Here is a 25,123-nt window from a genome sequence, read left to right as displayed (position 1 = left end):
ACACCATGGCAGCCAACCTTGAACCTTCGTCGCTCGGCGACGCGGCGTCGCCGCGCGTCGAGGAGGCCGGGCGTTACGCGTGGAAGGCGCTCGCGGGCGCCGCGATCGGCTACGCGATGGACGGCTTCGATCTGCTGATCCTCGGCTTCATGCTGCCGGCGATCACGGCGGCGTTGCACTTGACGCCCGCGCAGGGCGGGGCGCTCGTCACGTGGACGCTGATCGGCGCGGTGGCGGGCGGCATTCTGTTCGGCGCCCTGAGCGACCGCTATGGCCGCGTGCGCGTGCTGACCTGGACGATCATGCTGTTCGCGATCTTCACCGGCCTGTGCGCATTCGCCCAGGGCTTTCGCGACCTGCTCGTCTACCGGACCATCGCCGGCATCGGCCTGGGCGGCGAGTTCGGAATCGGCATGGCGCTCGCGGCCGAAGCGTGGCCGGCCGCCAAACGCGCGCGCGTGTCGTGCTACGTGGCGCTCGGCTGGCAGGCCGGCGTGCTGCTGGCGGCGCTGCTGACGCCGCCGCTGCTGGGCCATATCGGCTGGCGCGGAATGTTCGCGCTCGGCGTGGTGCCCGCCTTGCTCGCATGGGCGCTGCGCAACCGGCTGCACGAGCCCGTAGCGTTCGTGCAGCGTGCTACGCAGCCGCGCACCAACGCGTTTCGCATGCTCGTCGCCGACGCGCGCACCGCGCGCACGAGCGTCGGCATCGCGGTCCTGTGCTCGGTCCAGAACTTCGGCTACTACGGCATCATGATCTGGCTGCCGACCTTCCTGTCGAAGCAGATGGGCTTTTCGCTGACGAAGTCCGGCCTGTGGACGGCGGTCACCGTCGTCGGGATGATGATCGGCGTCTGGACCTTCGGGCAGCTCGCCGATCGCATCGGCCGCAAGCCGACGTTCCTGCTGTACCAGCTCGGCGCGGTCGCGACCGTCATCGCGTACGCCCGGCTGTCCGACCCGACGACGATGCTGTGGGCCGGTGCGCTGATGGGCATGTTCGTGAATGGGATGGTCGGCGGCTACGGCACGCTGATGTCCGAAGGCTATCCGACCGCCGCGCGCGCCACCGCGCAGAACGTGCTGTGGAACATCGGCCGCGCGGTCGGCGGCTTCGGGCCGGTGGCGGTCGGCGCACTCGCCGCGCACTACTCGTTTCAGACGGCCATCGCGCTGCTCGCCGGCCTCTATGTGCTCGACATGGCCGCGACGCTGTTCCTGATCCCCGAACTCAACGGCGTCGAACTCGAATGACGCACGCGCCATCGCGCGTTGCGTTGCGCGTGGTCGCATGATGCGCTGAACTGCGCGCGGTCACGCGCCGCGCGTCAGGCGTCGCCGTCCGCATCCGCGCGTGCGCGCGGCGTGCTGCCGGTCCAGCGCCGGTACGCATGCCGGAAGCTGCGCGGTTCGCTGTAGCCGAGCCGCTCTGCGATGGCCGCCACGCTGAGCGTCGGCTCGTCGAGCAGGCGCACCGCCTCCTGATGGCGCACGTCGTCGAGCAGCGACTGGAACGTGATGCCGTCCTTGTCGAGTCGGCGCCGCAATGTGCGCTCGGTCACGTACAGCGCATCCGCGAGCGACGTCATCGACTTGAAGCGCGTGAGGTCGCGCGCCATCAACGCCTTCGCGCGATCGGCGAAGCGCGTGCCGAGCGATGCGGCCCACTGCTGCTCGAGCGCTTCGCACTGCTGATGCAGCGCATTGAAGCTGACTTCGTTCGCGAGCCGCGGCGCTTCCGAGCCGTCCACGCTCGTGAACACGAGGCGGTTTTCGCCTGCGCCGAACGCGACCGGACAGCGGAAGTGGCGCGCGTAGTCCGCAGCGTTGCGCGGCGTGCGGCGCGCGAGATGCAGCTGCGCGGGCCATACCGGCTTGCCGACCAGATCGGACACGATCAGCCGCAGGCTCGACAGGCACATGTCGGTCTGAAACACCTCGATGTCGGGTTCGCCGTTGTACCGCTCGATCGTCACGCTCATTCCGTCCGCATGCGTGTGCCCGCGCACGTCGAAATACAGCCCCATGAACAGCGGAAACCGTCCCATGCAGCCGAATGCCTGCATCACTGAGCCGCTGATCAGCATCGCGTAGCCGGCGAGGCCGAGCGTCGACACATGGAGCCGCGCGCCGATCGCGAGACCGATCGACGGCAGGCCACTGCAGCGCAGCAGGTTACGGAAGCAACGCTGCTCCTGGCCGCGATTCACGTGCAGATTCGGCGACGCGACTTCGGCCGCGCCGAGGCCCGTGCCGTCGAGCACCGCGGCGATGTCGAGATGCCGGACGCGGCATTCGTCGAGCGTGACCGCGATCGCGTGCACGGTGGCGGGGATGTCGTCCTGGCTGGCGGCCGAACGCAGGCCGCGCTCGGCGCGGCGTCGATGTCGATGGGACTGGCTGTCCATGGTGCGGGGGCGGCGACGGGTTCGCATAGAAGATAGCGGGAATGCCCGCGAAACGCCAGAGCGCTGCGCGGCCCGCAATGGGCCGTTGCCACGCGTCCGGAAATATCCCCCGAATACGTCCGCTTTTCTCATTCGTCGTCGAGTTTTTGGCGCACCACACTCGTTTCCGAATCGCGCAATGCCTGCGATGCCGCATTGCCGACGACACGTGTGTTGAGGTCATGAACGACAGCCAAGTGAGGACACCATGGAAGACACCGGGACAGCGCAGCATGCGCGCAGCGCAGTGACGGACGACGTGCGAGCGCACGCGAACGGGCACGCCGACACCGACACCGACGCGGGCCCGCCCGGCCGGCCCGGCGCCCCGGCGCTCGGCCTGTTCGCGCTGGTGATCTTCGGCCTCGCGTACATGCTGCCGATGACGGTGTTCACGACTTACGGAATCGTCACACGCGAGACCAACGGACATCTGACGATTGCGTATGCGGTCACGCTCGTCGCGATGCTGCTGACCGCGCGCAGCTACGGCCACATGGTGCGGCTGATGCCGAGCGCCGGTTCCGCCTACACGTTCGCGAGCCGCAACTTCGGCACGTCGGCGGGCTTCATGGTCGGCTGGGCGTTGCTGATGGACTATCTGTTCATTCCGATGATCAGCTACCTCGCGATCGGCATCTACATGAAGCAGCTGTTCCCTGCGGTGCCGGCCAGCGTGTGGATCGTCGCGAGCATCGTGCTGGTGACGGGGTTGAACATCGTCGGCATCCGGCTCGTCAACCGCGTGAACCTGATCCTGATCGCGAGCCAGCTCGTGTTCATCGCGGTGTTCGTCGCGGCCGCGGCGCATGTCGCGGCCGGCGCGGGGCTGGAGCCGGCGCTCGCGCTGCCGGCGTATGGCGATGCGCACGCGATCTTCGCCGGTTCCGCGATCCTGTGCCTGTCGTTCCTCGGCTTCGATGCGGTATCGACGCTGTCGGAGGAAACCCGCGAGCCGCGCCGCACGGTGCCGCGCGCGATCCTGCTGTGCACGCTCGCGAGCGGGCTGCTGTTCATGCTGATCGCGTATGCGGGGCAGGTCGTGTTTCCCGACTGGCATGCGTTCAAGGATCTCGATTCGGCCAGCTTCGAACTGATGCGGCGCATCGGCGGCGGCGCGTTGTCCGCGCTGTTCGTCGCGGTCTACGTGGCCGGCTGCTTCGCGAGCGCGATGGCCGGTCAGGCGAGCGTGACGCGCGTGCTGTTCGCGATGGGCCGCGACCGCGTGCTGCCCGAGCGCGTGTTCGGGCAACTGCATGCGCGGCTGCGCACGCCGGTGCGCGCGACGCTCGCGGTCGGCGCCGTGTCGCTGTCGGCGCTGTTCATCACGCTCGATCTCGCGTCGACGATGATCAGCTTCGGCGCGCTCGTCGCGTTCGCGGTCGTGAACCTGTGCGTGATGCGCAGCTACCTGGTGCGCCCGGAACACCGCCGCGTCGCCGGCTGGATCGGGTACGGCGTGCTGCCGGCGCTCGGCTTCGCGATGAACGTGTGGCTGTGGTCGGGCCTGTCGCGCCAGACCTTCTACGTCGGCCTCGGCTGGCTCGCGCTCGGGTTCTGCCAGCTGCTGTGGCTCACGCGCGGCTTCACGCGGCCGGCGCCGACGTTGTCGATGAACTGAACGGCCGCGCGGCTCGCCGCCGCCGGTTTCGCAACCCTGAAGGAGGAATGACCCATGAACGGTATCGACGTCGGACTCGAAGCGGACCTGCAGGCGCTCGGCAAGCGCCATCTGCTGATGCACTTCACGCACGCCGATGCGTATCGCGACCAGGCGCTGACGGTATTCGACCGCGGCGAAGGCTGCTGGCTCGTCGACCGCAACGGCAAGCGCTACTTCGACGGGCTCGCCGGGCTGTATTGCGTGCAGCTCGGCTACAGCCACGGCGCCGAGATCGGCGACGCGATGCGCGAGCAGATGGGGCGGCTGCCGTTCGCCACCAACTGGGGTTACGGCCACGAACCGGCGATCCGGCTCGCGCACAAGCTGGCGACGCTCGCGCCGGACGGCCTGAACCGCGTGTTCTTCACGTCGAGCGGCTCCGAGTCGAACGAGTCGGCGATCAAACTGGTGCGCCAGTATCACCAGGCGCGCGGCGAGCCGCAGCGGCGCAAGTTCATCGCGCGGCGCGTCGCGTATCACGGCACGTCGTTCGGTGCGCTCGCATTGAACGGGATGACCAACTTCCGCAAGCATTTCGAGCCGCTGATGGCGGGCGTGCGGCACGTGAGCAACACGAAGCGCTACGGGCGGCCGGACGGCGAGACGGAAGCGCAGTTCACGCGCCATCTGCTCGACGAGATCGAATCGCTGATCGTGCAGGAGGGGCCGGACACCGTCGCCGCGATCGTCGTCGAGCCGCTGCAGAACGCGGGCGGCAGCCTGACGCCGCCGGCCGGCTATGCGCAAGGGCTGCGCGCGCTGTGCGACCGGCATGGCGTGCTGCTCGTCGCCGATGAAGTGATCTGCGGGTTCGGCCGTCTCGGCGAATGGTTCGGCTCGACGCGCTACGGGCTGCAGCCGGACCTGATCACGTTCGCGAAGGGGATCGCGTCGGGCTACGTGCCGCTCGGCGGGGTGATCGCGAGCGACGCGGTCGTCGATACGGTGCTCGCCGGCCCGCAGCAGATGTTCCTGCACGGTGCGACCTACGGCGGCCATCCGGTCGCGTGCACGGCCGCGCTCGCGAACCTCGCGATCATGGAGCGCGAACGCGTGCTCGAAAACGTCGGCGACAACCAGGCCGTATTCCGCCGCACGCTCGACGGGTTGCTCGAGCTGCCGTGCGTCGGCGACGTGCGCGGCGACGGCTACCACTATTCGCTCGAGCTCGTCACCGACAAGGCCGCGCGCCGCTGGGCCGCGGGCACCGGCGCGCAGGCGTTCGTGTCGACGCTGCTCGCGCCGGCGATCTTCGAAGCGGGCTTGCTGTGCCGCGCGGGCGTCGACCACGAAGGCACGCCGATCGTGCAGTTCTCGCCGCCGCTCGTGATGTCGCGCGATGAGATAGTCTGGTTCGTCGCGAAGATTCGCGACATCCTCGCCGACACCTATGCGCGCGCGATGCGCTGACGGCGGCGCCCGCTATTGCTGACCCAGGAGCATTCGATGCGAACCTCAGAACAGAGCTATATCGCCGGGCAGTGGCTCGACCCGGCCGACGCGCGCGCCATCGACGTGATCGATCCCGCGACCGCGCGACCGTATGCACGGCTCGCGATCGGCAGTGCGGCCGACGTCGACCGCGCGGTCGGCGCGGCGAAGCAGGCGTTCGACGCCTACTCGCGCTGGAGCGTCGACGCGCGCGTCGCGCTGCTGCAGCGCGTGCTCGACATCTATCAGCGGCGCTACGAGGAAGTCGCGCGCACGATCAGCCAGGAGATGGGCGCGCCGCTCGCGTTCGCGCGCGCGGCGCAGGCCGCGGTCGGGACCGCACACCTCGAGCAGACGATCCGCGCGCTGCGCGCGTTCCGGTTCAGCACGCAGGTCGATTCGCTGCTCGTGTCGCACGAGCCGATCGGCGTATGCGCGCTGATCACGCCGTGGAACTGGCCGATCAACCAGATCGTGTGCAAGGTCGCGCCGGCGCTCGCGGCCGGCTGCACGATGGTGCTCAAGCCGAGCGAGATCGCGCCGTTCAGCGCGATCCTGTTCGCCGAGATCCTCGATGAAGCCGGCGTGCCGCCCGGCGTATTCAACCTCGTGCACGGCTACGGACACGAGGTCGGCGATGCGCTGTCGCGGCATCCGGACGTCGACATGGTGTCGTTCACCGGCTCGACGCGTGCGGGCGTCGAGGTCGCGAAGGCCGCGGCCGATACCGTGAAGCGCGTGCACCAGGAACTCGGCAGCAAGAGTCCGAACCTGATCCTGCCCGATGCGGACATCGACGCCGCCGTGACGCTCGGCGCGCGCAGCTGCTTCAGCAACAGCGGGCAATCGTGCAACGCGCCGACGCGGATGTTCGTGCACGTCGATCAGCTGGCCGCGGCCGAGGCGGCGGCGCGCCGGGAGGCCGCACGCACCGTCGTGGGCGATCCGCGCTCGCCTGAGACGGAGATCGGGCCGGTCGTCAGCCGCACGCAGTTCGACCGGATCCAGCAGCTGATCCAGCGCGGCATCGACGAAGGCGCGACGCTCGTCGCCGGCGGGCTCGGGCGGCCCGACGGGCTCGGCGACGGCTTCTACGTGAAGCCGACGGTGTTCTCGAACGTGACGCCGGACATGACGATCGCACGCGAGGAGATCTTCGGGCCGGTGCTGTCGATCCTGACCTACCGGACCGAAGACGAAGCGGTCGCGCTCGCGAACGATTCGGTCTACGGGCTCGCGGCGTACGTGCAGACGAAGGACCTCGAGCGCGCGCGCCGCATCGCCGCGCGGCTGCGCGTGGGCAACGTGCACATCAACTATCCGGCGTGGAACCCGGCCGCGCCGTTCGGCGGTTACAAGCGTTCGGGCAACGGGCGCGAGTATGCGGAGTTCGGCCTCGTCGAATACCTGGAAACGAAGGGCACGACGGGGTACGCGTGAGGGGTGGCGGTCAGTCGTCGTCGGAACCGGCCGCGTCCGCACTCGCAACGGGCGACGCGGCCCGCCGACGGATTTCGGAATCGAGGATCAGACGCCCTCGCAGCTTGCCTTTCATCCGCTTCACGTGCTTCGGCGCGTCGGTCATGTGCTCGACCATCAGCGCACGCACGCGCTCGACGTCGCGCTCGCGCGCGGCCTGCAGGATCGCCTTGTGGATCGACACGTTCGCCTCGCCGAAGCGCTTGTGCTCGGTGAGCGGCGTGTCGTTCCGGAACTCGATCAGCTGCCGGATCATCTCGTTGATGAGCTCGCAACTGAAGCGCAGGAACGGGTTCGGGTTCGCGGCCGCGAGGATGTCGTGGAACGTCGTGTCCTCCTGCCGCTGGCGCAGCATGTGGCCGCGATCGTGCACGCCCGACGCGCCGTCGCAGCACGCGATGTTCGCTTCGAGCGCCGTGAAGTCGCGCTCCGTCAGGTGCGGCACGGCGCCGGCCGCGAGCTCGGGTTCGAGCAGCTTGCGCACCGTATAAATGTCGTCGATCGTCACGTCCTTGAAGAACAGGTAGTTCTGCAGCAACTGCAGCGTGCGGTCGAGCGGCACCTCGACGACCATCCCGCCGCCCGACGGCCCCGTCGTGACCTTGATCAGCCCCTGCACCTCCAGCGACTTCAGCGCCTCGCGGATCGTGCTCTTGCTCACCGCATAGAGCTGCTGGAGCTCGGCTTCGCGCGGCAGGCGGTCGCCCGGCTTCAGATCCTTCTCCGTGATCAGCCGCTTGATCTCCTCGGCGACGAGATCGGCCCGTTTCGGCTGCTTGATTGCGACCGCGACGCCCGCCCTGGCTCGGCCCATGACCATCTTGAAGACTCCTTTGTCTGACTGCGCGCCGCGTCATCGTCGACGATCCGTTCCGGCGCGAGGTACGGAATTTTGCCTGATTGACACCAATTTTGATCAACTCTAGCATCCGGTTCATTCTATTTATCATGATAAATAGAATGAACCGGCGGCGGGCATCCTGCAGCGCGCAGGCACGGTTTGGCAGTCGGTCGCATCGCGTGTGTCCCCTTCACCAAGGAGCGTCAACTTGAATCGCCGAGAACTGTTGAAACTGGCCGCGCTGTCGGCCGTGCCGGGTGCGCTCGGCAGCATGGCGTCCCGCGCCGCGTTCGCACAGGGTTCGCCCATCCAGCTCGCCTGCCCGGTGCCGATGTCCGGGCCGTTCGCCGCGAACGGCAAGTACGCCGATCTCGGCATGCAGCTCGTCGTCAGGCAATACGGCAAGGTGCTCGGCGCACCGCTCGCATACACGGCGCTCGACACCGAGGGCAAGCCGGCGACGGCCGTGCGGCGCGTGCAGGAGATCGCGCAGCAGAAGGGCGTGCGCTTCTTCGCGGGCGGCATTCTGTCGTCCGAATCGCTGGCGATGGGCAAGGAAGTGCAGCGGGCGGGCGGCGTGTTCATCACGACGGCCGGCGCCGACGAGATCACCGGCAAGGACTGCAACGACGCGACGTTTCGCTGGTCGGTGCCGACCTTCGGCGCGATCGAGCAGACGGTGCGCCCGCTGATCGGCATGCTGCCGAAAGCGAAGCGCTGGTACACGATCACGCCGCAATACGTGTTCGGCGACGGGCTGCTGTCGGCCGCGAAGGCGATCTTCAAGGAAAAGGGCATCGAGCATGTGGGCAACAGCTATCACTCGCTCGCCGAGAAGGAATTCAGCGGCTATCTGACCAATGCAGCCGCCGCGCAGCCCGACGTGCTGCTGATCCTGAACTTCGGCTCGCAGTCATCGGACACGCTGCGTCAGGCCGTGAGCTTCGGGATGAAGCGCAACTGCACGATCCTGCTCGCATGGGCGTCGGGGCTCGAGCAGTTCGAGGCGCTCGGCCCCGACATCTGCGACGGCGTGTATTTCGGCGCGCAGTACTGGCACGGCATCGATTCGCCGCTGAACCGCGATCTCGTGAAGCGCGCGAACGCCGCGTTCAAGGCCAATCCGAACTACAGCCTCGCGGGCTCGTACATCTGCTCGAAGATCCTGCTCGACGCGATGGTGAAGGCCGGCACCGCGGAGCCGAAGAAGGTCATCGCCGCGATGGAGGGGATGAAGTACGACGGGCTCACGGGTCCGGAGGAAATCCGCAAGGGCGACCACCAGGTATTGAAGAACTACTACCTGCTGAAGGGCAAGCCGAAAAGCCGGATGAAGAACGCGGACGACTACGCGGACGTGGTCAGCTCCGGGCAGTCGTTCCTGCCCGTCGACAAGACCGGCTGCAAGCTCGCGTGACGCGCCGGCCGCGTTCGCGGCCGCTGCGCGCCGACCACCGTTCCTCCTCCTTACCGATACGGAAGCCATGAACGTCTATCTGCTGCAGATCGTCAACGGCATCGGCGTGGGCATGCTGTACTTCCTGCTCGCGGTCGGCCTGTCGATCGTGTTCGGCCTGCTGCGCTTCGTGAATTTCGCGCACGGTGCGTTTTATCTGCTCGGCGCGTACCTGTGTTATCAGGCGCTGCAATGGTCGGCGAATTTCTGGGCCGCGCTCGCGGTCGTGCCGCTCGTCGTCGGCGCGTTCGCATGGATCGTCGAAAAGCTCGTGCTGCGTCACGTGTATGCACAGCAACACGAATTCCACATCCTCGCGACGGTCGGCCTGGCGCTCGTGCTGCAGGAGTGCGCGATCCTCGCGTGGGGCCCGCTTGGCGACAACGTACCGCCGCCCGACGCGCTCAGCGGCGTCGTGATCTGGGGCGGCTTCGTCTATCCGAAATACCGGCTGTTCGTGATCGGCTTCACGGCAGTGCTGGCCGCGCTGCTGTGGTGGGTTCTCGACGGCACGCGGCTCGGCAGCACGGTGCGCGCGGGCAGCGAGTCGTCGGAAATGGTGTCGCTGCTCGGCATCAACGTGACGCGCGTGTTCAGCCTCGTGTTCGCGCTCGGCGCGGCGACGGCCGCACTCGCGGGCGTCCTGGCCGCGCCGATCCGCGGCGTCGATCCGTTCATGGGGATCGAGGCGCTCGGCGTCGCGTTCGTCGTGGTCGTTGTCGGCGGGATGGGAAATTTTCTCGGCGCGCTGGTGGGCGGGCTGCTCGTCGGCATCGTACAGAGCCTGATGAGCACGCTGTGGCCCGAAGGCGCGCGCCTGATGATCTATGTCGCGATGGCGGCCGTGCTGCTGCTGCGTCCGAACGGTTTGCTCGGGAGGGCTGCATGATCGAATCGTCGAAATCGCTGCCGTCGGATGCGGCGGCGTCGCGGCGTGTGCCGCCGTGGCGCGCCGCGCTGCAGCGACCGGAAGGCTGGCTCGCGGTGGCGGTGGCCGGCGCGCTGCCGCTCGCGCTCGACTCGGGCTCGCTCGCGACCGAGGTGCTGGTGTTCGCGCTCGCCGCGCTCGGCTGCAATCTGTTGCTGGGCTACACGGGGCTGCTGTCGTTCGGCCAGGGCATCTTCTTCGGGCTCGGCAGCTACGCGGCGGGCGTGGTGCTGACGCACGGCGTCGAGTCGGTGACTGCGGCGCTGGTTGCGGCCGCCGCGCTCGGCGCCGCCGCGGCCGCATTGGTCGGCTGGTTCTCGATCCGGCAGCGCGGCACCTACTTCGTGATGCTGACGCTCGCGTTCGGGCAGCTGTTCTACTTCGTCGCCTATACGACGCCCGATGTGACGGGCGGCGACAACGGGCTGCTCGACATTCCGCGCCCCGCGTTGTCGGTATTCGGCCATCCGCTCGTGCCGCTCGATTCGCCGTGGCGCTATTACGGTTTCGTCGCCGTCGTGTTCGTCGCGGTGTTCTGGCTGCTGTTGCGCGTGTCGCGCTCGGTGTTCGGCCGCACGCTGCTCGCGATCCGCGACAACGAGGCGCGCGCGGCGGCGGCCGGCTATGACGTGCGGCGCTTCAAACTCGCGGCGTTCGTGATCTCGGGCGCGGTCACCGGCCTCGCCGGCGCGCTGCATGCATTGATGACGGGCATCGCGCCGCTGTCGAACATCGACTATCACACGAGCGAGATGATCCTCGTGATGACGGTGATCGGCGGCACCGGCAACCTGTTCGCGTCGGTGCTCGGGGCGGCCGCTTACGTGCTGTTCGCCGACTGGCTGTCGACGCTATGGCCGCGCTGGCTGCTGTTGCTCGGGCTCGTGCTGATCGCCGTGAGCCTGTTCATGCAGCGCGGCTTGTGGGGAGTCGGCGAACGCGTCGCGGCATCGCTGCGGCGCGCCCGGCGTACCGAGGCCGCGGCCGGGGAGCAGCGATGAGCGAAGCGATTCTGGAAGCGCGCGGCGTCGTCAAGCGCTACGGCAAGTTCACGGCGCTGGGCGGCGTCGATCTGCGGATCATGCCGCGCACCATTCATTCGGTGATCGGCCCGAACGGCGCAGGCAAGACCACGCTGTTCCATACGCTGACCGGCACCGTGCCGATCACCGCCGGCTCGATCCTGTTCGACGGTCACGACGTGTCGCGCGAGCCCGATCACAAGCGTGTGCGGCGCGGTATCGCGCGTTCGTTCCAGGTGACGAGCCTGTTTGCGAACCTCAGCGTGCGCGAGAACCTTCGCGTCGCCGCGCAAGGCGTCGAGTCGCGGCGCGCGTTGAATCCGTGGGCGCCGCCCCTTGGCGCGCGGGCACATCAGGGTGTCGTCGACGACGTGCTCGATCGGCTCGGCCTGCAGCGGTTCGCCGACACGGCGGCCGGCGTGCTGTCGCACGGCCAGCAGCGCCGGCTCGAAGTCGGGATGGCGCTCGCGGCGCGGCCGCGCGCGATCTTCCTCGACGAGCCGACGTCCGGCATGGGTATCGACGACCTCGACGACATGAAAACGCTGATCCGCCGCCTGCGCGACGATTACACGGTCGTGCTGATCGAACACAACATGGGAATCGTGATGGACATCTCGGACACGATCACGGTGATGCAGCAGGGGCGCGTGCTGGTCGAAGGCACGCCCGAGGCGATTCGCGGGGACGCGCGCGTGCGCAGCGCGTATCTCGGCAACATGATCACCGGAGGCCGCGCATGATCCTTGACGTGAAGGCGGTGCACGCGTGCTACGGCAAGAGCCACGTACTGCAGGGCGTTTCGCTCAACGTGCGGGACGGCGAAACGGTGACGCTGCTCGGGCGTAACGGCGCGGGCAAATCGACCACGCTCAAGACGATCGCGGGGGTCGTCGCGCCGAGCGGCGGCACGGTGACGTTCGCGGGCCGGGTGATGTCCGGTCAGCCCGCGCACCGGATTGCCGCACGCGGCCTGTGTTTCGTGCCGGAGCATCGAGGGATTTTCCGGCTGCTGTCGGTCGAGGAAAACCTGCGGCTCGGCGCACGTCGCGATTCGCCTTGGCAGCTCGACGACATCTATCGCATCTTCCCGCGGCTGAAGGAGCGCCGCCGCAACGGCGGTGCGCAGCTGTCGGGCGGCGAGCAGCAAATGCTTGCGATCGGCCGCGCGCTGATGAATCACCCGCGGCTGCTGATGCTCGACGAACCGGTCGAAGGGCTCGCGCCGGTGATCGTCGAGGAGATCGTCGCGCAGCTCAAGCTGATCAAGGCGGCCGGCGTGTCGATCCTGCTCGTCGAACAGAACCTCGAAGTGTGCACGCAGCTTGCCGACCGTCACTTCGTGATCGAACAGGGCGTGATCGTCTACGAAGGCAGCAACGCGGCGTTCACCGCCGATCACGACGTGAAGGATCGTTACTTGGGCGTCGGCGTCGCATAAGCGCCGTGCCCGTTCATTGCGAGGAATTCCACCGATGCAAGTTCAGGATTCGACACCGGGCGTTGCGGCGCTCGGGCTGCGCGTCGACGGCGCGCGGCTATGGGACAGCCTGATGCGGCTCGCGCAAATCGGCGCGACCGCCAACGGCGGCGTTTGCCGCCTCGCGCTCACCGAGCGCGATCGAGACGCGCGCAACCTATTCGTCGGATGGGCGAAGGAGATCGGCTGCACGGTGCGCATCGATGCGATCGGCAACATCTTTGCGCGCCGCGCGGGTGCGTGCGACGACCTGCCGCCCGTGATGACGGGCAGCCATATCGACACGCAGCCGACCGGCGGCAAGTTCGACGGCAACTACGGCGTGCTCGCGGGCCTCGAAGTGCTGCGCACGCTCGACGACGCGGGCGTGCGCACGCGCGCGCCGCTCGAGGTCGCGGTGTGGACCAACGAGGAAGGCTCGCGCTTCGTGCCGGTGATGATGGGGTCCGGCGTGTTCGCGCGTGCGTTCACGCTCGAGCATGCACTCGCGCAACGCGATCGCGACGGCATCGCCGTGCGCGATGCGCTCGCAGCGATCGGCTATGCGGGTGACGTGCGCGATGCACATGCGGTCGGCGCGTACTTCGAAGCGCATATCGAACAGGGGCCGGTGCTCGAGGCGCATGCGACGACTATCGGCGTGGTGGAGGGCGCGCTCGGGCAGCGCTGGTACGACGTCACCGTGCACGGGATGGAGGCGCACGCCGGCCCGACGCCGATGGCGCTGCGGCGCGACGCGCTGCTGGTGGCGGCCGATCTCGTGCGCGCGGTGAACGGCATCGCGCTCGCCCACCCGCCGCACGGGCGCGGCACGGTCGGCTGGATCGACGTGCATCCGAATTCGCGCAACGTGATTCCGGGCCGCGTGACGCTGACGGTCGATCTGCGCGCGGCCGACGATGCGACGCTCGCGGCGATGGATGCGGCTCTGCGCGCCGCGTGTGACGATCTCGCGGCGACGGCCGGCATGCCGATCGACGTCGAGCAGGTCGTGTATTTCGCGCCTCAGCCGTTCGACGCGGCGCTCGTCGAACAGGTGCGCGCGGGCGCGAATGCGCTGGGCCTGTCGTCGATGAACGTGATCAGCGGGGCCGGCCACGATGCCGTGTATCTCGCGCGTGTCGTGGCCGCCGCGATGATCTTCGTGCCGTGCAAGGACGGGATCAGCCACAACGAAATCGAGGACGCGGCGCCAGCCGATCTCGAGGCCGGCTGCAACGTGCTGCTCCATGCGATGCTCGCCGCAGCCGGCCTCGCGGAGGGCTGCACGCGATGAAAATCCTGATCGCCCGGATGAACCACGAGACGAATACGTTCTCGCCGGTGCCGACGCCGCTCGCCGCGTTCGGCCGCAACGGCCCCGACTGGGGCGACGACGCGTATCGCACGAACCGCGGGATGCGCACGGCGATGGCCGCATTCATCGACGCGGCCGAGCGCGCCGGCGCGCAGATCGTCACGCCGGTGTCGGCGGCGGCGAACCCGAGCGGGCCGGTCGCGGCCGACGCTTATGCGGCGATCTGCGACGCGATCGTGGCCGCGGCGCCCGGTTGCGACGCGGTGATGCTCGATCTGCACGGCGCGATGGTCGCCGAGCAGAGCGCGGACGGCGAAGGCGACCTGCTCGCGCGCGTGCGCGCCTTGCTGCCCGCCGCGCCGATCGCGGTCGCGCTCGACCTGCACGCGAACGTCACGCAGAAGATGATCGACCACGCGGACGTGATCGTCAGTTTCAAGACCTATCCGCACGTCGACATGTACGAAACCGGCGAGCACGCGGCGCGTTTGCTGCTCGATCGACTGCATGGCCGTGCGCGGCCGGTGCTGGCGTGGCGGCAGCCGCCGCTGCTGACGTCGACGCTGCGCAGCGCGAGCGCCGAAGGCGCGATGCGGCGCGCGCTCGAAGCCGCGCGCGCGGCCGAAGCGGACGGGATGCTCGCGGTGTCGGTGCTGGCGGGCTTCTCGCTCGCGGACATCCCCGCGCCGTGCGTGAGCGTCGTCGTGGTCGGCGACGGCGATCGCGCGGCGGCCGACGCGGTGGCCGAACGCATTGCGCGGCAGATCTGGGACGCGCGCGACGCGTTCGTGTATCGCAGCGCGCCGCTCGCCGAATCGGTCGCGCAGGCCGCGGCGCTCGCGCGCGGCGCAGACCGGCCGGTGCTGATGCTCGATCACGGCGACAACTGCATGTCGGGCGGCCCGTGCGACACGATGGACCTGCTGGAGGCCGCGCTCGCGCAAGGGCTCGACGGGATCGTCAGCGGGCCGCTGTGCGACCCCGACGCGGTCGCCGCGCTGATCGATGCGGGCGTCGGCGCGACCGTCACGGTGCCGATCGGCAACCGGATGCCGTCGCATGGTGGCGCGCGGCGCACGCCGTTTCGCGCGACCGGCGTCGTGCGCGCGATCACCGACGGCGAATACGTGATCACCGGGCCGACCTATACGGGCCAGCGCGCCTACATGGGCCGCGCCGCCGTGCTCGATATCGGCGTCGCGACGCTGGTGGTGACCGAGCGCACGCACGAGCCGTGGGATCTCGGCGTGTTCGAGAGCGTCGGCATCGATCCGCGCCGGGCACGCTTTCTGCTGCTGAAGTCGCGCATGTATTGCCGGCCGGTGTTCGTGCCGATCGCGGCCGCGCTCGTCGAATGCGACAGCCGCGGCCTGACCGGGTCGGACTACGCGCTGTTCCGCTACGAGCGCCTCGCGCGGCCCGTGTATCCGCTCGATGGCGTCGACCGGTGGGACGGCGCAGGGCCGCGCAGCGCGTGAGAACCGGCGCGCACGGCGGCGCGCGCCTTCATGCATCATGCGATTGCACCGGCCCGTCGAGCAGCGGGGTCGCGCGCATTCTTGCGTCTGCAACCGACCGGAGAACCGAACGCCATGCATTCGAAACGCTTCCACCTTCGTCGCGCCCGCCTGCTCGCCGCGTTGACGCTCGCCACGACCGCCGTCGCCGCGCATGCGGCCGACTGGATCGTGTCAGGCAACGACGGCAAGTACCAGCGCGTCGACGGGCGCGACACCTATCTCGCGTCGCCGCCCGCTGACACGCTGACGCTGCTCGACGCCAGCGTGTTTCCGCCCAAGATCGCGTTGCAGGTGGACGTCGAGAACGGCATCCAGGGGCCGCCGCAGGCGGTGGCGATCACGCCTGACGCGAAGCTCGCGCTGGTCGGTGCGCCCACGCGTTACGACCCGGCCGCGAAGCAGCTCGCGTACGACACGTTCGTGCAGGTCGTGACGCTCGACGCATCGCCGCCGACGATCGCGCGCATCGAGCTCGGCACGCATCCGCAGGGTATCGCGATCGACCGGTCGGGCCGGCTCGCGCTGGTCGCGAACGTCGACGGCAGCGTGTCGATCCTGCGGATCGACGGCACGCAGGTCACGCTCGACGGCAGCCTGAAGATCGGCAAGAAGCGCCTCGCCGGGATCAGCTTCACGCACGACGGCAAGCATGCGCTCGTGTCGCTGCGCGACGAGCAGGGCGTCGCGGTGCTGAACGTCGACGACGGCAACGTGACCGACAGCGGCACGCGGCTGAGCACCGGCGTCGCGCCGTACACGATCGAAGTGTCGAGCGACGATCGTTGGGCCGTCGTCAGCAACGTCGGCCTCGCGGGGCTGCCCGGCTATACGGGCACGCTCGCGGGCGACGCCGATTCGGTTGCGCTGATCGACGTGTCGCACACGCCGTTTCGCACGGTGCAGTACCTGACGGTGCCGTCGCTGCCGGAAGGCGTCGCGATCTCGCCGAACGGCAAATGGATCGCCGTGCAGGCGATGGACGGCTCGAACCTGACGCCCGACAATCCCGGCCGCCACAAGCGCGGCAAGGTCGTGCTGTTCGAGATCCGCGCCGGCCGCGCGGTACAGACGAGCGAGGCGCCGGGCGGCGAAGCCGCGCAGGGCATCGCGTTCACCGCGGACAGCCGGCACGTGATCGTGCAGTTCAACGTCGAGCGGCAGCTCGCGCTGTATGCGGTGGAAGGCGGCAAGCTGCGCGACACGGGCACGCGCATCGCGCTGTCGGGCGGGCCGTCGTCGCTGCGGACCTTGCCGCGTTGAACGGGGTAGCGTGCGGCGGGCGATGCGCCCGCCTGCGCGCGCACGCGGGCCGCACGGCACGGCAGCCGGTTCGAGCGGCGCGCGTTCCACGGGCTGCGAAGGGCTGGGGCCGGCGCGTCGTCCGGCGATGAAGCTGTCGGTCAGCGCGTCACGCCGGGTCGACGCGCATCTCGGCGCACGCCGCTAGCCCGCAAGCGCTACGGACGCAGCAGATCGAATCCGCCGAACACGACCACGCCGCTGAGCGCGATCATCGCAAGCGAATGCTGGCCGAAATACAGGATCGCGGCGGCGAGCCAAGTCGTCAGGCAGAAGGCGCCGATGCGGGCCATCGTGAATTCCTCGTGATACGTGATGAAGGGGGCGTAACCGTCGCCGTGCCGTGGAGGCGCTTGCTGCCGCTCGCGGGGCGCGACGCCGGCCGACGCGGTCGATTGCGCGCGATACGGCGGGCTTCGATACGCGGTTGCGGGCCGGCCGCGGCGAGACGCAATCGAGCGGCGGTCCGGCGGAAGGCAGGACTCGAATTTTACCAGCGTACCCGGCGCGTCTGTCTGGCCCCTTTGCGTCGCGCGGCTAAAGTTTGGTACGACGAATGCCGTTATCCGCTTGCAAGGTATTCGCCTGTTCAATCGACGGCAATCGCCGACCCACTACGGACCGACACAATGCAGATCGAACCTTCTTCCGCCGCGCAAACCCCGCTTGCGGCTTCCACGCCGACGGCCAACTCGACGGCTACCGGGACATCGTCGCCGACGGGCGGCGCGACGGCTGCCGCTGCCGGCGCCGCGCCGGCCAACGGCGGTCAGGCGTCGAGCGCATCGGCGTCGTCGTCGTCCGAGGATCCCGCGGTCAAGCAACTGAAACAGCTGATCGAGCGCCTGCAGAAACAGCTCGCGCAGATTCAGCAACAAATGGCGACCGTCGCGCAGCGCGCGAAGAACGATCCCGCCGCAGCCACCGAGCAGCAGTCGCTCGGCGCACAAGCGAGCACGATCTCCGCTGCGCTGTCGACGGCGATCGCGCAGCTCGCGCAGGCGATCCAGAAGTCATCCGGATCGACGTCGGGCTCGCTGGTGTCGACGCAGGCCTGAATGCGTCGCGCGCCGCGCCGACGCGCGGCTTCGCGCATTAGAATCGCAAGCTCGTCTCTCCCCAAGGACGGCACCACGATGAGCGCGCACTTCACCGACGACGATCTCGTCCGTTTCGAAGAGCAGGGCGGGCCGCCGCTGCCCGCGGCCGACGCCGAAGGATGGCTCGACCATGACGGCGCGCGCATCTGGCACGCGTCGTTCGGAGATGGGCCGCCCGTCGTGCTGCTGCACGGCGGCCTCGGCCACGGCGGCAACTGGGGCCACCAGGTGCCGGCGCTGCTCGCGGCCGGCTACCGCGCGATCGTGATCGACAGCCGCGGCCACGGCCGCAGCACGCGCGATGCGCGCCCCTATTCGTACGAATGCATGGCATCCGACGTGCGCGCGGTACTCGACGCGCTGCGCATCGAGCGCGCGCGCTTCGTCGGCTGGAGCGATGGCGCATGCGTCGCGCTGGTGCTGGCCGCGCGCACGCCGCAGCGGGCGGCGGGCGTCTTCTTCTTCGCGTGCAACATGGATCCGAGCGGGACGAAGGAATTCGTGCCGAGCCCGTTGATCGACCGCTGCTTCGCGCGGCACCGCAAGGACTACGCACGCCTGTCGGCGACGCCCGGCGACTTCGACGCGTTCGTCGCGGCCGTCAGCGAAATGATGCGCACGCAACCGAATTACGGCGCGTCCGAGCTTGCGGCGATCACGGTGCCGGTCGCGATCGTGCAGGGTGAGCACGACGAGTTCATCCGCGCCGAACATGCGGCATACCTCGCGCACACGATTCCGGGCGCGACACTGACGCTTCTCTCTGGCGTCAGCCACTTCGCGCCGCTGCAGCGGCCGGCGCGCTTCAATGCGGCGATGCTCGCGTTTCTCGAGCGCACGGCCGGCTGACACGGGCGGCGGCGCTTCATCCCCGCGCCAATGAAAAAGCCACGGAACGGGCCGTGGCTTGCTTCGATCGCCGAACCAGCGGCGCCCGACTTACGCGATCGTCTTCGACCAGTTCGCGTACCAGTTGCGGAACAGCGTGTACTGCGCTTCAGCGTAGTTGCGTTGCGCGTCGCTCAGCGCATCGGTTTCGTTGAAGTGCAGCGTGTATTCCGTGTCGCCGTTCAGCACCATCAGGTGCTTGTAGAACAGCACGAGGTCGCAGCCTTCGTCGAACGACGACAGCACGGCGAGCGCCGCTTCGAGTTCCTTCGCGCGCACGCGCGCCACGGCGTCGCCCTGCGCGGCCTTCTTGCACAGGTCGACGAGCTGCAGCACTTCGCGCGGCAGCGCATTGCCGATGCCGGTGATCGCGCCGGCCGCACCGCAATTGACGAAGCCGTGGAACACCTGCGTGTCGACGCCGGCCATCAGCGTGACGTTTGCGTCTTGCGACGTGATGTTTTCGGCCGCATAGCGCATGTCGGCGGCGCCGCCGAATTCCTTGAAGCCGATCAGGTTCGGATGCTCGCGGCGCAGTTCGAAGAACAGGTCGGCGCGCGTCGCGAAGCCGTAGTACGGGCTGTTGTAGATCACCGCGGGCAGGTTCGGCGCGGCCTTCAGGATCGCGGAGAAGTGCGCCTTCTGCGCGGCCGGCGATGCGCCGCGCGACAGCACGCGCGGAATCACCATCAGCCCGTGCGCGCCGACCTTCGCCGCGTGAGCGGCGTGCGAGACGGCTTCCTTCGAATTCACCGCGCCCGTGCCGACGATGGTCGGCACGCCGGCTGCGACCAGCCGCGCGACGCCTTCCTGACGTTGCGCTTCGGTCAGCAGCGGCCAGTCGCCCATCGAGCCGCAGTACACCACCGCGCGCATGCCCAGCGCCACCAGCTCCTTGCCCTTCTTCACCAGCGCGTCGAAATCCGGCTGGCGCTCGGCGGTACACGGCGTCATCAGGGCCGGAATGGTGCCGGTGAAAATGTTCTCGCTCATCTCGTTTCCTCACATTCAGATAGGTGAACTGCCATTGCTGGCAACCTGGGCGGTACGCGTGCGCGCCGGATCGTGGGGCTTCGCCCGATCCGAACCGTGGCCGGCCGCCTCTCGTTCGCGTCGGTGCCGAAACGGTGCCTCCCGTTTCGCCCGAGAGTCAGCCATCGACGAGTGCATTCTAGTGAGTTCGGATATTTTATACAATATAAAATAAAAAGGGCGTGAGAAAGGGAAGGGGAACGTGCTGGAAATGGGCGGGGGAATGGGCTGGAATGAGAGGGGAAGGGCGCGCGGAGCGTACCGGATCGCCTCCGCGCAAACCTTCCCCGCGTGCGCCGGGATGCATGAAGTAAGCGCGCGGCCAGTCGGCATGCGACCGCACCAGCTGCATTCGGCGCGATCTGCCGAGCCGACCTGCCGGCCGCGTTGGCCGCCCCGCCGCTCTGCTACTATCGTAGAAAATATGCAATATCCACCGGCGCGTCGGCGCGAGCCTTGCCGCCATCCCTGGTCCGAACCGCAACATGAACGACAAACGCCCCGCCCTCGTCTACGCCACGCGTGCCGAGGCCGCCGCGAACGAACTGCGCCGTCGCATCCTGACCGGCGAGTACGTCGACGGCTACCAGCTTCGCCAGGACGCGCTGGCCACCGAGCTAGGGATCAGCCGCATCCCGCTGCGCGAAGCGCTCGTGCAGCTGGAAAGCGAAGGGCTCGTGAAAATCCTGCCGCACAAGGGCGCGATCGTCTCCGAGCTGTCGCCCGAAGACATCACCGAGCTGTTCGAACTGCGCGCGCTGCTCGAACCCGTGCTGCTGAAAAAGTCGATTCCGAAGCTCACGGCGGAAGACTTCGCGCGGCTCGACGCGATCCTCGACGAATACAGCGCGGTGCTGCACGCGAGCCAGTCCGGCCGCTGGGGCGAGCTGAACACCGAACTGCATCAACTGCTGCTGTCGCGCGCGGAGCAGCCGAAGACGGCCGCGATCGTCGCGTCGCTGTTGCAGCAGACCGATCGCTACACGCGCGTTCAGCTGTCGCTGTCGGAGGCCGCGCGCGACGTGGCCGAGTCCGAGCATGCGGAACTGGTCGCGCTGTGCCGCAAGGGCGATGGGCGCGCTGCGGCGTCGCTGCTGAAGCGCCACATCGAGCACGCGGGCGGCGAACTGAACGCGTTCCTGCGCGAACGACGCCTAGGCCGCTGAAGCAGCCGCGCACGGTCCGCGCAGCGGGGCCGCGAACGCGGCATGGACGCGCCGCGCTCGTCTCCCACAGCGCTCCCGCAGCGCATCGGCGCAGCCTGATGCGTATGGGGGATGCCGCCTAGCCGCCGCCGATTCCCTGCAACACCTTGCCGGTGCCGCCGCATACCGTGCATGGCTGGCCTTCCACCATCCCTGTGCCGCGACATACACCGCATAGATCTTCGCCGACACCGGGCGTATCGGGCGGCCCTTCGTCCCCAGGATTCAACGGCGCGTCCTGACGCTGTCCCGCCGACGGTCGACTCGTCTGCATCGCATACCTCCTCGTGTGTTTGCCGTATCGCCCCGCCGCATCGTGCGTGCCCGCCGTGACGAAGTGGGGTACGGTGGCCGGCGCGCTTGCCGAAAGCCGCGCCGATACGCGCATCGGCAACGCTTGCGCTGGCATCCGCCGCGGCTCCCGACGCAGACGGCGTCGCGGCGTCATTACAACGGGGGAGCCGAACGCATTCGGCTGGCGCGGTGCGGACAAGATCGAGCACGTAAAGCTGTCAAGTAGTCAGTCATCGGACAACTAGAAAATAACCAAGTCGGCTACCCGGCATCCCGGCCAGCACGGTGCCGAGTTCCAATACCGACGCCCGTTCGGAAAACGTTTCGCTAACCGGGCGCTTCACGTAGAAACGTTTTCCCCCAATCGCCTCAAAAACCCCGGACTACTCCGCTTATACGGGTATGCACCAAGTGAGTTAAACGATTAACCGACGTACATTCGCTTCCACACGTCATACAACGTATGACTCAAGTTAAACGCAGGCCGTGTACCGAAAGCGGGCGGAGGTCGCCCGGCGCGCCGCCGAACAACGAGCAACCAGCAAGGAGACTGACGATGAAGCACCGATTCACCCGCTCCCGTACCGCCGTGGCCGTCGCGCTGATGGCAGGCTTCGCCGTATCCGCGCACGCGCGCGTGTTCCGCTCGGCGGACGTGCATGGCGACAACTTCCCGACCAACATGGCGGTCAAGTACATGAGCGACGAGCTGTCGAAGCTCACGGGCGGCAAGGACTCGATCAAGGTGTTCGGCAACAGCGCGCTCGGCTCGGAGAAGGACACGGTCGACCAGGTGCGGATCGGCGCGATCGACATGGCGCGCGTGAACGGCGCCTCGTTCAACGAGATCGTGCCCGAGTCGCTGATCCCGTCGCTCCCGTTCCTGTTCCGCGACGTCGACCATTTCCGCAAGGCGATGTACGGTCCCGCCGGCCAGAAGATCCTCGACGCGTTCGCGGCGAAGGGCATGATCGCGCTGACGTTCTACGAGAGCGGCGCGCGCTCGATCTACGCGAAGCGCCCGGTGCGCTCGCCGGCCGACATGAAGGGCTTGAAGGTGCGCGTGCAACCGTCTGACCTGATGGTCGACGAGATCAAGGCAATGGGCGGCACGCCCACGCCGATGCCGTTCGCCGAGGTGTACACGGGCCTGAAGACGGGCCTCGTCGATGCGGCGGAAAACAATCTGCCGTCGTACGAGGAAACCAAGCACTTCGAAGTCGCGCCTGACTACTCGGAGACGCAGCACGCGATGACGCCCGAAGTGCTGGTGTTTTCGAAGAAGATCTGGGACACGCTGTCGCCGCAGGAGCAGGCCGCGATCAAGAAGGCCGCGGCCGATTCGGTGCCGTACTACCAGAAGCTGTGGACCGCGCGCGAGGCGTCCGCGCAGCAGACGGTGACGAAGGGCGGCGCGAAGATCGTACCGGCCGCGCAGATCGATCGCGCGGCGTTCGTGAAGGCGATGCAGCCGCTGTGGGCCAAGTATGAAAAGACCCCGCAGATGAAGCAGATCGTCGACGAGATCGAGGCCACCAAGTGACCCGTCGCACTTCACCGAATGGCGCCGCGGCCGTCGGCTCGCCCGACGCGCGCGGCGGCGCGGCGCCGTGCCGCGCGCGCGCGACGCCGCTGCTGCACTGCGCGAACGACCTGCTGTTCCGCGCGCTCGCGGTGATCGCGTCGCTGTGTCTCGCGGCGCTCACGGTGCTGGTGTTCTACGCGGTCGTGATGCGCTACGTGTTCGAGAACGCGCCCGATTTCGTCGAGCCGATCGCGTTGCTGCTGGTGATCGTCATCGCGATGTTCGGCGCGGCGATGAAGGTGCGCGACGGCGGCCACATCGGCCTCGATTCGCTCGTGCAGCGCCTGCCGCCGAAGGGGCGCACCGTCGTGATCGCGATCCAGCATCTGTGCCTGATCGCGTTCGCGATCGCGATCATCGCCGGCTGCGGCAGCATGGCGGCCGAGACGATGGGCGACCGCATTCCGATCATCGGGTTGCCCGAAGGCGTGCGCTATCTGATCACGATTCCCGCAGCGATCGCCATCATCCTTTTCTCGCTCGAGCACCTGCTCGCGCTCCGTCGTTCTTCGTCGGGACATTAACGCCATGGAACTCGCGATCCTGTCCGTCAGTTTTCTGATTTTCCTCGTGCTCGGCGTGCCCGTGTCGTTCGCGCTCGGCATCGCATGCGTGCTGACCTACCTCGTCGAAGGGCTGCCGATCGCCACCGCGATGCAGTCGATGATCTCGGGGATGAACGCGTTCTCGTTCCTCGCGGTGCCGTTCTTCATCTTTTCCGGCGAACTGATGCTGCACGGCGGCATCGCCGACCGGATCCTGCGCTTCGCGCAGGCGACCGTCGGCCATTTTCGCGGCGGCCTCGGGATGGCCAACGTCGTCGCCTGCACGCTGTTCGGCGGCGTGTCGGGCTCGCCGACCGCCGACACGTCGGCGATGGGCGGCGTGGTGATCCCGTTGATGAAGCGCGAGGGCTACAGCGCGGCGTACGCGGTCAACGTGACGACCCACGCGTCGCTTGCCGGCGCGCTGATGCCGACGTCGACCAACATGATCATCTACGCGTTCGCCGCGCAGGGGATCACCGGGATGCTGCACGGCCAGCAGGTGAGCGGCGTGTCGATCGGCGACCTGCTGTTTTCCGGGCTGCTGCCGGTGCTGTGGGTGATGGGCTTCGTGCTCGCCGCCGCGTACTGGCAGGCCGTGCGTCACGGCTATCCGCGCCGCGAGGACGGCTCCTCCGCGCTGCCCGCGTTCCCCGGCTGGTATGCGGTGCTGCGCAGCTTCGTCGGCGCGGTGCCCGGCCTGATGGTGATCGCGATCATCCTCGTGTGCGTCGCGAAGGGGATCGCCACCGCGACCGAAGCGGCGGCCATCGCGGTCGTGTACTCGCTCGTGCTGACCGCGCTCGTCTATCGCACGCTGACCGTCGAGAAGCTGCGGCGCGCGCTGTCGCATGCGGCGCGCACGACGGGCGTCGTGCTGCTGCTGATCGCCGTGTCGAACATGCTGCGCTTCCAGATGTCGTATCTGGAGATCCCGGATGCGATCGAAGGGCTGCTCAAGCAGTCGACCGCCGCGCCGTGGCTGATGCTGCTGTACATCAACGTCATCCAGGTGTTCCTCGGCACCTTCGTCGACATGGCCGCACACATCCTGATCACGACTCCGCTGTTCCTGCCGATCGCGATGGCCTGCGGCGTCGGGCCCGTGCAGTTCGGCATCATGCTGCTGCTGAACTGCTCGCTCGGCCTCGTGCATCCGCCGATCGGCTCGGTGCAGTTCGTCGGCTGCGCGATCGGCAACGTGTCGATCGGCGAGACGACCAAGATGGCGTGGCCGTATTACCTCGCGATCTTCAGCGCGATCAACATCGTCACGTACATGCCGTTCTTCTCCACCTGGCTGCCGAGCCTGATCAGCGGGCACGCGGTGTTCTGAGTACCGGCATCGGCCCGCGTGGCGCCGGACGATCGAGGTCGTCCGGCGCCGCGATTGCGTTAACGGCTTCTTCCTTCGTGGCCGGTTTGCGGCGTGCGCGTGCCGCGCGTTGTGCATGCAAGTGACCGACGCCGGACCACGCTGCAGCATGCGGCGCTCGCCGAACAGGCCGGTGCGGACACGCGCTTGGTCCGCGTGCCCGGTTCGATGCGGGCCGCGCGATCGTTCGCACTGCGCGCCGGGCCGAACGCGGCCCGACGCCGGCATTCCCGGCCC

23 protein-coding genes are annotated in these 25,123 nt (G+C 68.2%); 18 read left to right on the top strand and 5 right to left on the bottom strand.

The genetic code is table 11. The features are described from left to right. Positions 1 to 5: 5 nt before the first annotated feature. Positions 6 to 1,253 (top strand): MFS transporter, encoded by a 1,248-nt coding sequence (locus AK36_RS29930; protein WP_045579895.1) that lies wholly within the window; start codon positions 6 to 8, stop codon positions 1,251 to 1,253. A 74-nt stretch (positions 1,254 to 1,327) separates the two neighbouring features. Here AK36_RS29930 and AK36_RS29925 read toward each other — a convergent pair whose 3' ends face one another. Further along, positions 1,328 to 2,407, bottom strand: a complete 1,080-nt coding sequence (locus AK36_RS29925) for an AraC family transcriptional regulator (RefSeq protein WP_014726269.1) — start codon at positions 2,405 to 2,407, stop codon at positions 1,328 to 1,330. A gap of 247 nt (positions 2,408 to 2,654) precedes the next feature. On the opposite strand from AK36_RS29925, the gene AK36_RS29920 reads away from it, so the two are divergent. The 3 genes from AK36_RS29920 to AK36_RS29910 are packed head-to-tail and all read left to right on the top strand — an operon-like array spanning position 2,655 to position 6,980. Then, positions 2,655 to 4,067 carry an APC family permease gene (locus tag AK36_RS29920; RefSeq protein ID WP_034194421.1) on the top strand — a complete coding sequence of 471 codons (1,413 nt, stop codon included), beginning with the start codon at positions 2,655 to 2,657 and terminating at the stop codon, positions 4,065 to 4,067. Between the two features lie 54 nt (positions 4,068 to 4,121). Next, positions 4,122 to 5,519 carry an aspartate aminotransferase family protein gene (locus tag AK36_RS29915; protein ID WP_045579894.1) on the top strand — a complete coding sequence of 466 codons (1,398 nt, stop codon included), beginning with the start codon at positions 4,122 to 4,124 and terminating at the stop codon, positions 5,517 to 5,519. Between the two features lie 36 nt (positions 5,520 to 5,555). After that, entirely contained in the window at positions 5,556 to 6,980 is a 1,425-nt protein-coding gene (locus AK36_RS29910; protein WP_014726268.1) for an aldehyde dehydrogenase family protein, read from the top strand. A gap of 10 nt (positions 6,981 to 6,990) precedes the next feature. Here the strand turns inward: AK36_RS29910 and AK36_RS29905 are convergent, their stop codons facing one another. After that, a complete protein-coding gene (locus AK36_RS29905) occupies positions 6,991 to 7,839 on the bottom strand; it encodes a FadR/GntR family transcriptional regulator (RefSeq protein ID WP_011880639.1) in 849 nt (282 codons plus the stop codon). Positions 7,840 to 8,068: 229 nt separating this feature from the next. Here AK36_RS29905 and AK36_RS29900 point away from each other — a divergent pair, with 229 nt between their 5' ends. The 8 genes from AK36_RS29900 to AK36_RS29865 all read left to right on the top strand — a co-directional run bounded on the left by AK36_RS29900 (position 8,069) and on the right by AK36_RS29865 (position 16,823). After that, positions 8,069 to 9,277 carry an ABC transporter substrate-binding protein gene (locus AK36_RS29900; RefSeq protein WP_045579893.1) on the top strand — a complete coding sequence of 403 codons (1,209 nt, stop codon included), beginning with the start codon at positions 8,069 to 8,071 and terminating at the stop codon, positions 9,275 to 9,277. Positions 9,278 to 9,344: 67 nt separating this feature from the next. After that, positions 9,345 to 10,205 (top strand): branched-chain amino acid ABC transporter permease, encoded by an 861-nt coding sequence (locus AK36_RS29895; protein WP_014726266.1) that lies wholly within the window; start codon positions 9,345 to 9,347, stop codon positions 10,203 to 10,205. Then, positions 10,202 to 11,245, top strand: coding sequence for a branched-chain amino acid ABC transporter permease (locus AK36_RS29890; protein WP_045579892.1), 1,044 nt, complete (start codon positions 10,202 to 10,204; stop codon positions 11,243 to 11,245). Before AK36_RS29895 ends, AK36_RS29890 begins: the two co-directional genes overlap by 4 nt. Next, positions 11,242 to 12,009, top strand: a complete 768-nt coding sequence (locus tag AK36_RS29885) for an ABC transporter ATP-binding protein (RefSeq protein WP_011880635.1) — start codon at positions 11,242 to 11,244, stop codon at positions 12,007 to 12,009. The genes AK36_RS29890 and AK36_RS29885 overlap by 4 nt, the downstream gene beginning before the upstream one ends. Further along, positions 12,006 to 12,707: an ABC transporter ATP-binding protein gene (locus AK36_RS29880; protein ID WP_034194424.1), complete on the top strand. Its 702-nt coding sequence runs from the start codon at positions 12,006 to 12,008 to the stop codon at positions 12,705 to 12,707. Before AK36_RS29885 ends, AK36_RS29880 begins: the two co-directional genes overlap by 4 nt. A gap of 34 nt (positions 12,708 to 12,741) precedes the next feature. Continuing rightward, positions 12,742 to 14,022, top strand: a complete 1,281-nt coding sequence (locus AK36_RS29875) for a Zn-dependent hydrolase (RefSeq protein WP_045579891.1) — start codon at positions 12,742 to 12,744, stop codon at positions 14,020 to 14,022. Next, a complete protein-coding gene (locus AK36_RS29870) occupies positions 14,019 to 15,521 on the top strand; it encodes a M81 family metallopeptidase (protein ID WP_014726264.1) in 1,503 nt (500 codons plus the stop codon). Before AK36_RS29875 ends, AK36_RS29870 begins: the two co-directional genes overlap by 4 nt. Before the next feature lie 114 nt (positions 15,522 to 15,635). Further along, complete coding sequence (locus AK36_RS29865) at positions 15,636 to 16,823, top strand: YncE family protein (RefSeq protein WP_045579890.1); 1,188 nt, start codon at positions 15,636 to 15,638, stop codon at positions 16,821 to 16,823. A 197-nt stretch (positions 16,824 to 17,020) separates the two neighbouring features. Here AK36_RS29865 and AK36_RS34585 read toward each other — a convergent pair whose 3' ends face one another. After that, entirely contained in the window at positions 17,021 to 17,155 is a 135-nt protein-coding gene (locus AK36_RS34585; RefSeq protein ID WP_011880630.1) for a hypothetical protein, read from the bottom strand. Positions 17,156 to 17,491: 336 nt separating this feature from the next. Between AK36_RS34585 and AK36_RS29855 the strand changes: the two genes are divergently transcribed. Next, positions 17,492 to 17,920, top strand: a complete 429-nt coding sequence (locus tag AK36_RS29855) for a hypothetical protein (RefSeq protein WP_045579889.1) — start codon at positions 17,492 to 17,494, stop codon at positions 17,918 to 17,920. Positions 17,921 to 17,998: 78 nt separating this feature from the next. Then, positions 17,999 to 18,811, top strand: a complete 813-nt coding sequence (locus AK36_RS29850; protein WP_045579888.1) for an alpha/beta fold hydrolase — start codon at positions 17,999 to 18,001, stop codon at positions 18,809 to 18,811. Positions 18,812 to 18,901: 90 nt separating this feature from the next. Here the strand turns inward: AK36_RS29850 and AK36_RS29845 are convergent, their stop codons facing one another. Further along, a complete protein-coding gene (locus AK36_RS29845) occupies positions 18,902 to 19,843 on the bottom strand; it encodes a dihydrodipicolinate synthase family protein (protein WP_014726259.1) in 942 nt (313 codons plus the stop codon). 524 nt (positions 19,844 to 20,367) lie between these two features. Here AK36_RS29845 and AK36_RS29840 point away from each other — a divergent pair. Continuing rightward, positions 20,368 to 21,048: a GntR family transcriptional regulator gene (locus AK36_RS29840; RefSeq protein ID WP_011880625.1), complete on the top strand. Its 681-nt coding sequence runs from the start codon at positions 20,368 to 20,370 to the stop codon at positions 21,046 to 21,048. A gap of 118 nt (positions 21,049 to 21,166) precedes the next feature. Here the strand turns inward: AK36_RS29840 and AK36_RS34530 are convergent, their stop codons facing one another. Then, complete coding sequence (locus tag AK36_RS34530; protein ID WP_072465533.1) at positions 21,167 to 21,361, bottom strand: hypothetical protein; 195 nt, start codon at positions 21,359 to 21,361, stop codon at positions 21,167 to 21,169. Positions 21,362 to 21,937: 576 nt separating this feature from the next. Here AK36_RS34530 and AK36_RS29835 point away from each other — a divergent pair. The 3 genes from AK36_RS29835 to AK36_RS29825 are packed head-to-tail and all read left to right on the top strand — an operon-like array spanning position 21,938 to position 24,847. Next, positions 21,938 to 22,924 carry a TRAP transporter substrate-binding protein gene (locus AK36_RS29835; RefSeq protein ID WP_045579887.1) on the top strand — a complete coding sequence of 329 codons (987 nt, stop codon included), beginning with the start codon at positions 21,938 to 21,940 and terminating at the stop codon, positions 22,922 to 22,924. Then, positions 22,921 to 23,490 carry a TRAP transporter small permease gene (locus tag AK36_RS29830; protein WP_045579886.1) on the top strand — a complete coding sequence of 190 codons (570 nt, stop codon included), beginning with the start codon at positions 22,921 to 22,923 and terminating at the stop codon, positions 23,488 to 23,490. Before AK36_RS29835 ends, AK36_RS29830 begins: the two co-directional genes overlap by 4 nt. A 4-nt stretch (positions 23,491 to 23,494) precedes the next feature. Then, positions 23,495 to 24,847 (top strand): TRAP transporter large permease, encoded by a 1,353-nt coding sequence (locus tag AK36_RS29825; RefSeq protein WP_011880621.1) that lies wholly within the window; start codon positions 23,495 to 23,497, stop codon positions 24,845 to 24,847. Positions 24,848 to 25,123 lie beyond the last annotated feature (276 nt).

The organism is Burkholderia vietnamiensis LMG 10929 (assembly GCF_000959445.1).
Taxonomy (GTDB): Bacteria; Pseudomonadota; Gammaproteobacteria; order Burkholderiales; family Burkholderiaceae; genus Burkholderia; species Burkholderia vietnamiensis.
The sequence above is the reverse complement of the archived record's forward strand: the minus strand, read 5'-3'. Positions and strand labels throughout refer to the sequence as shown.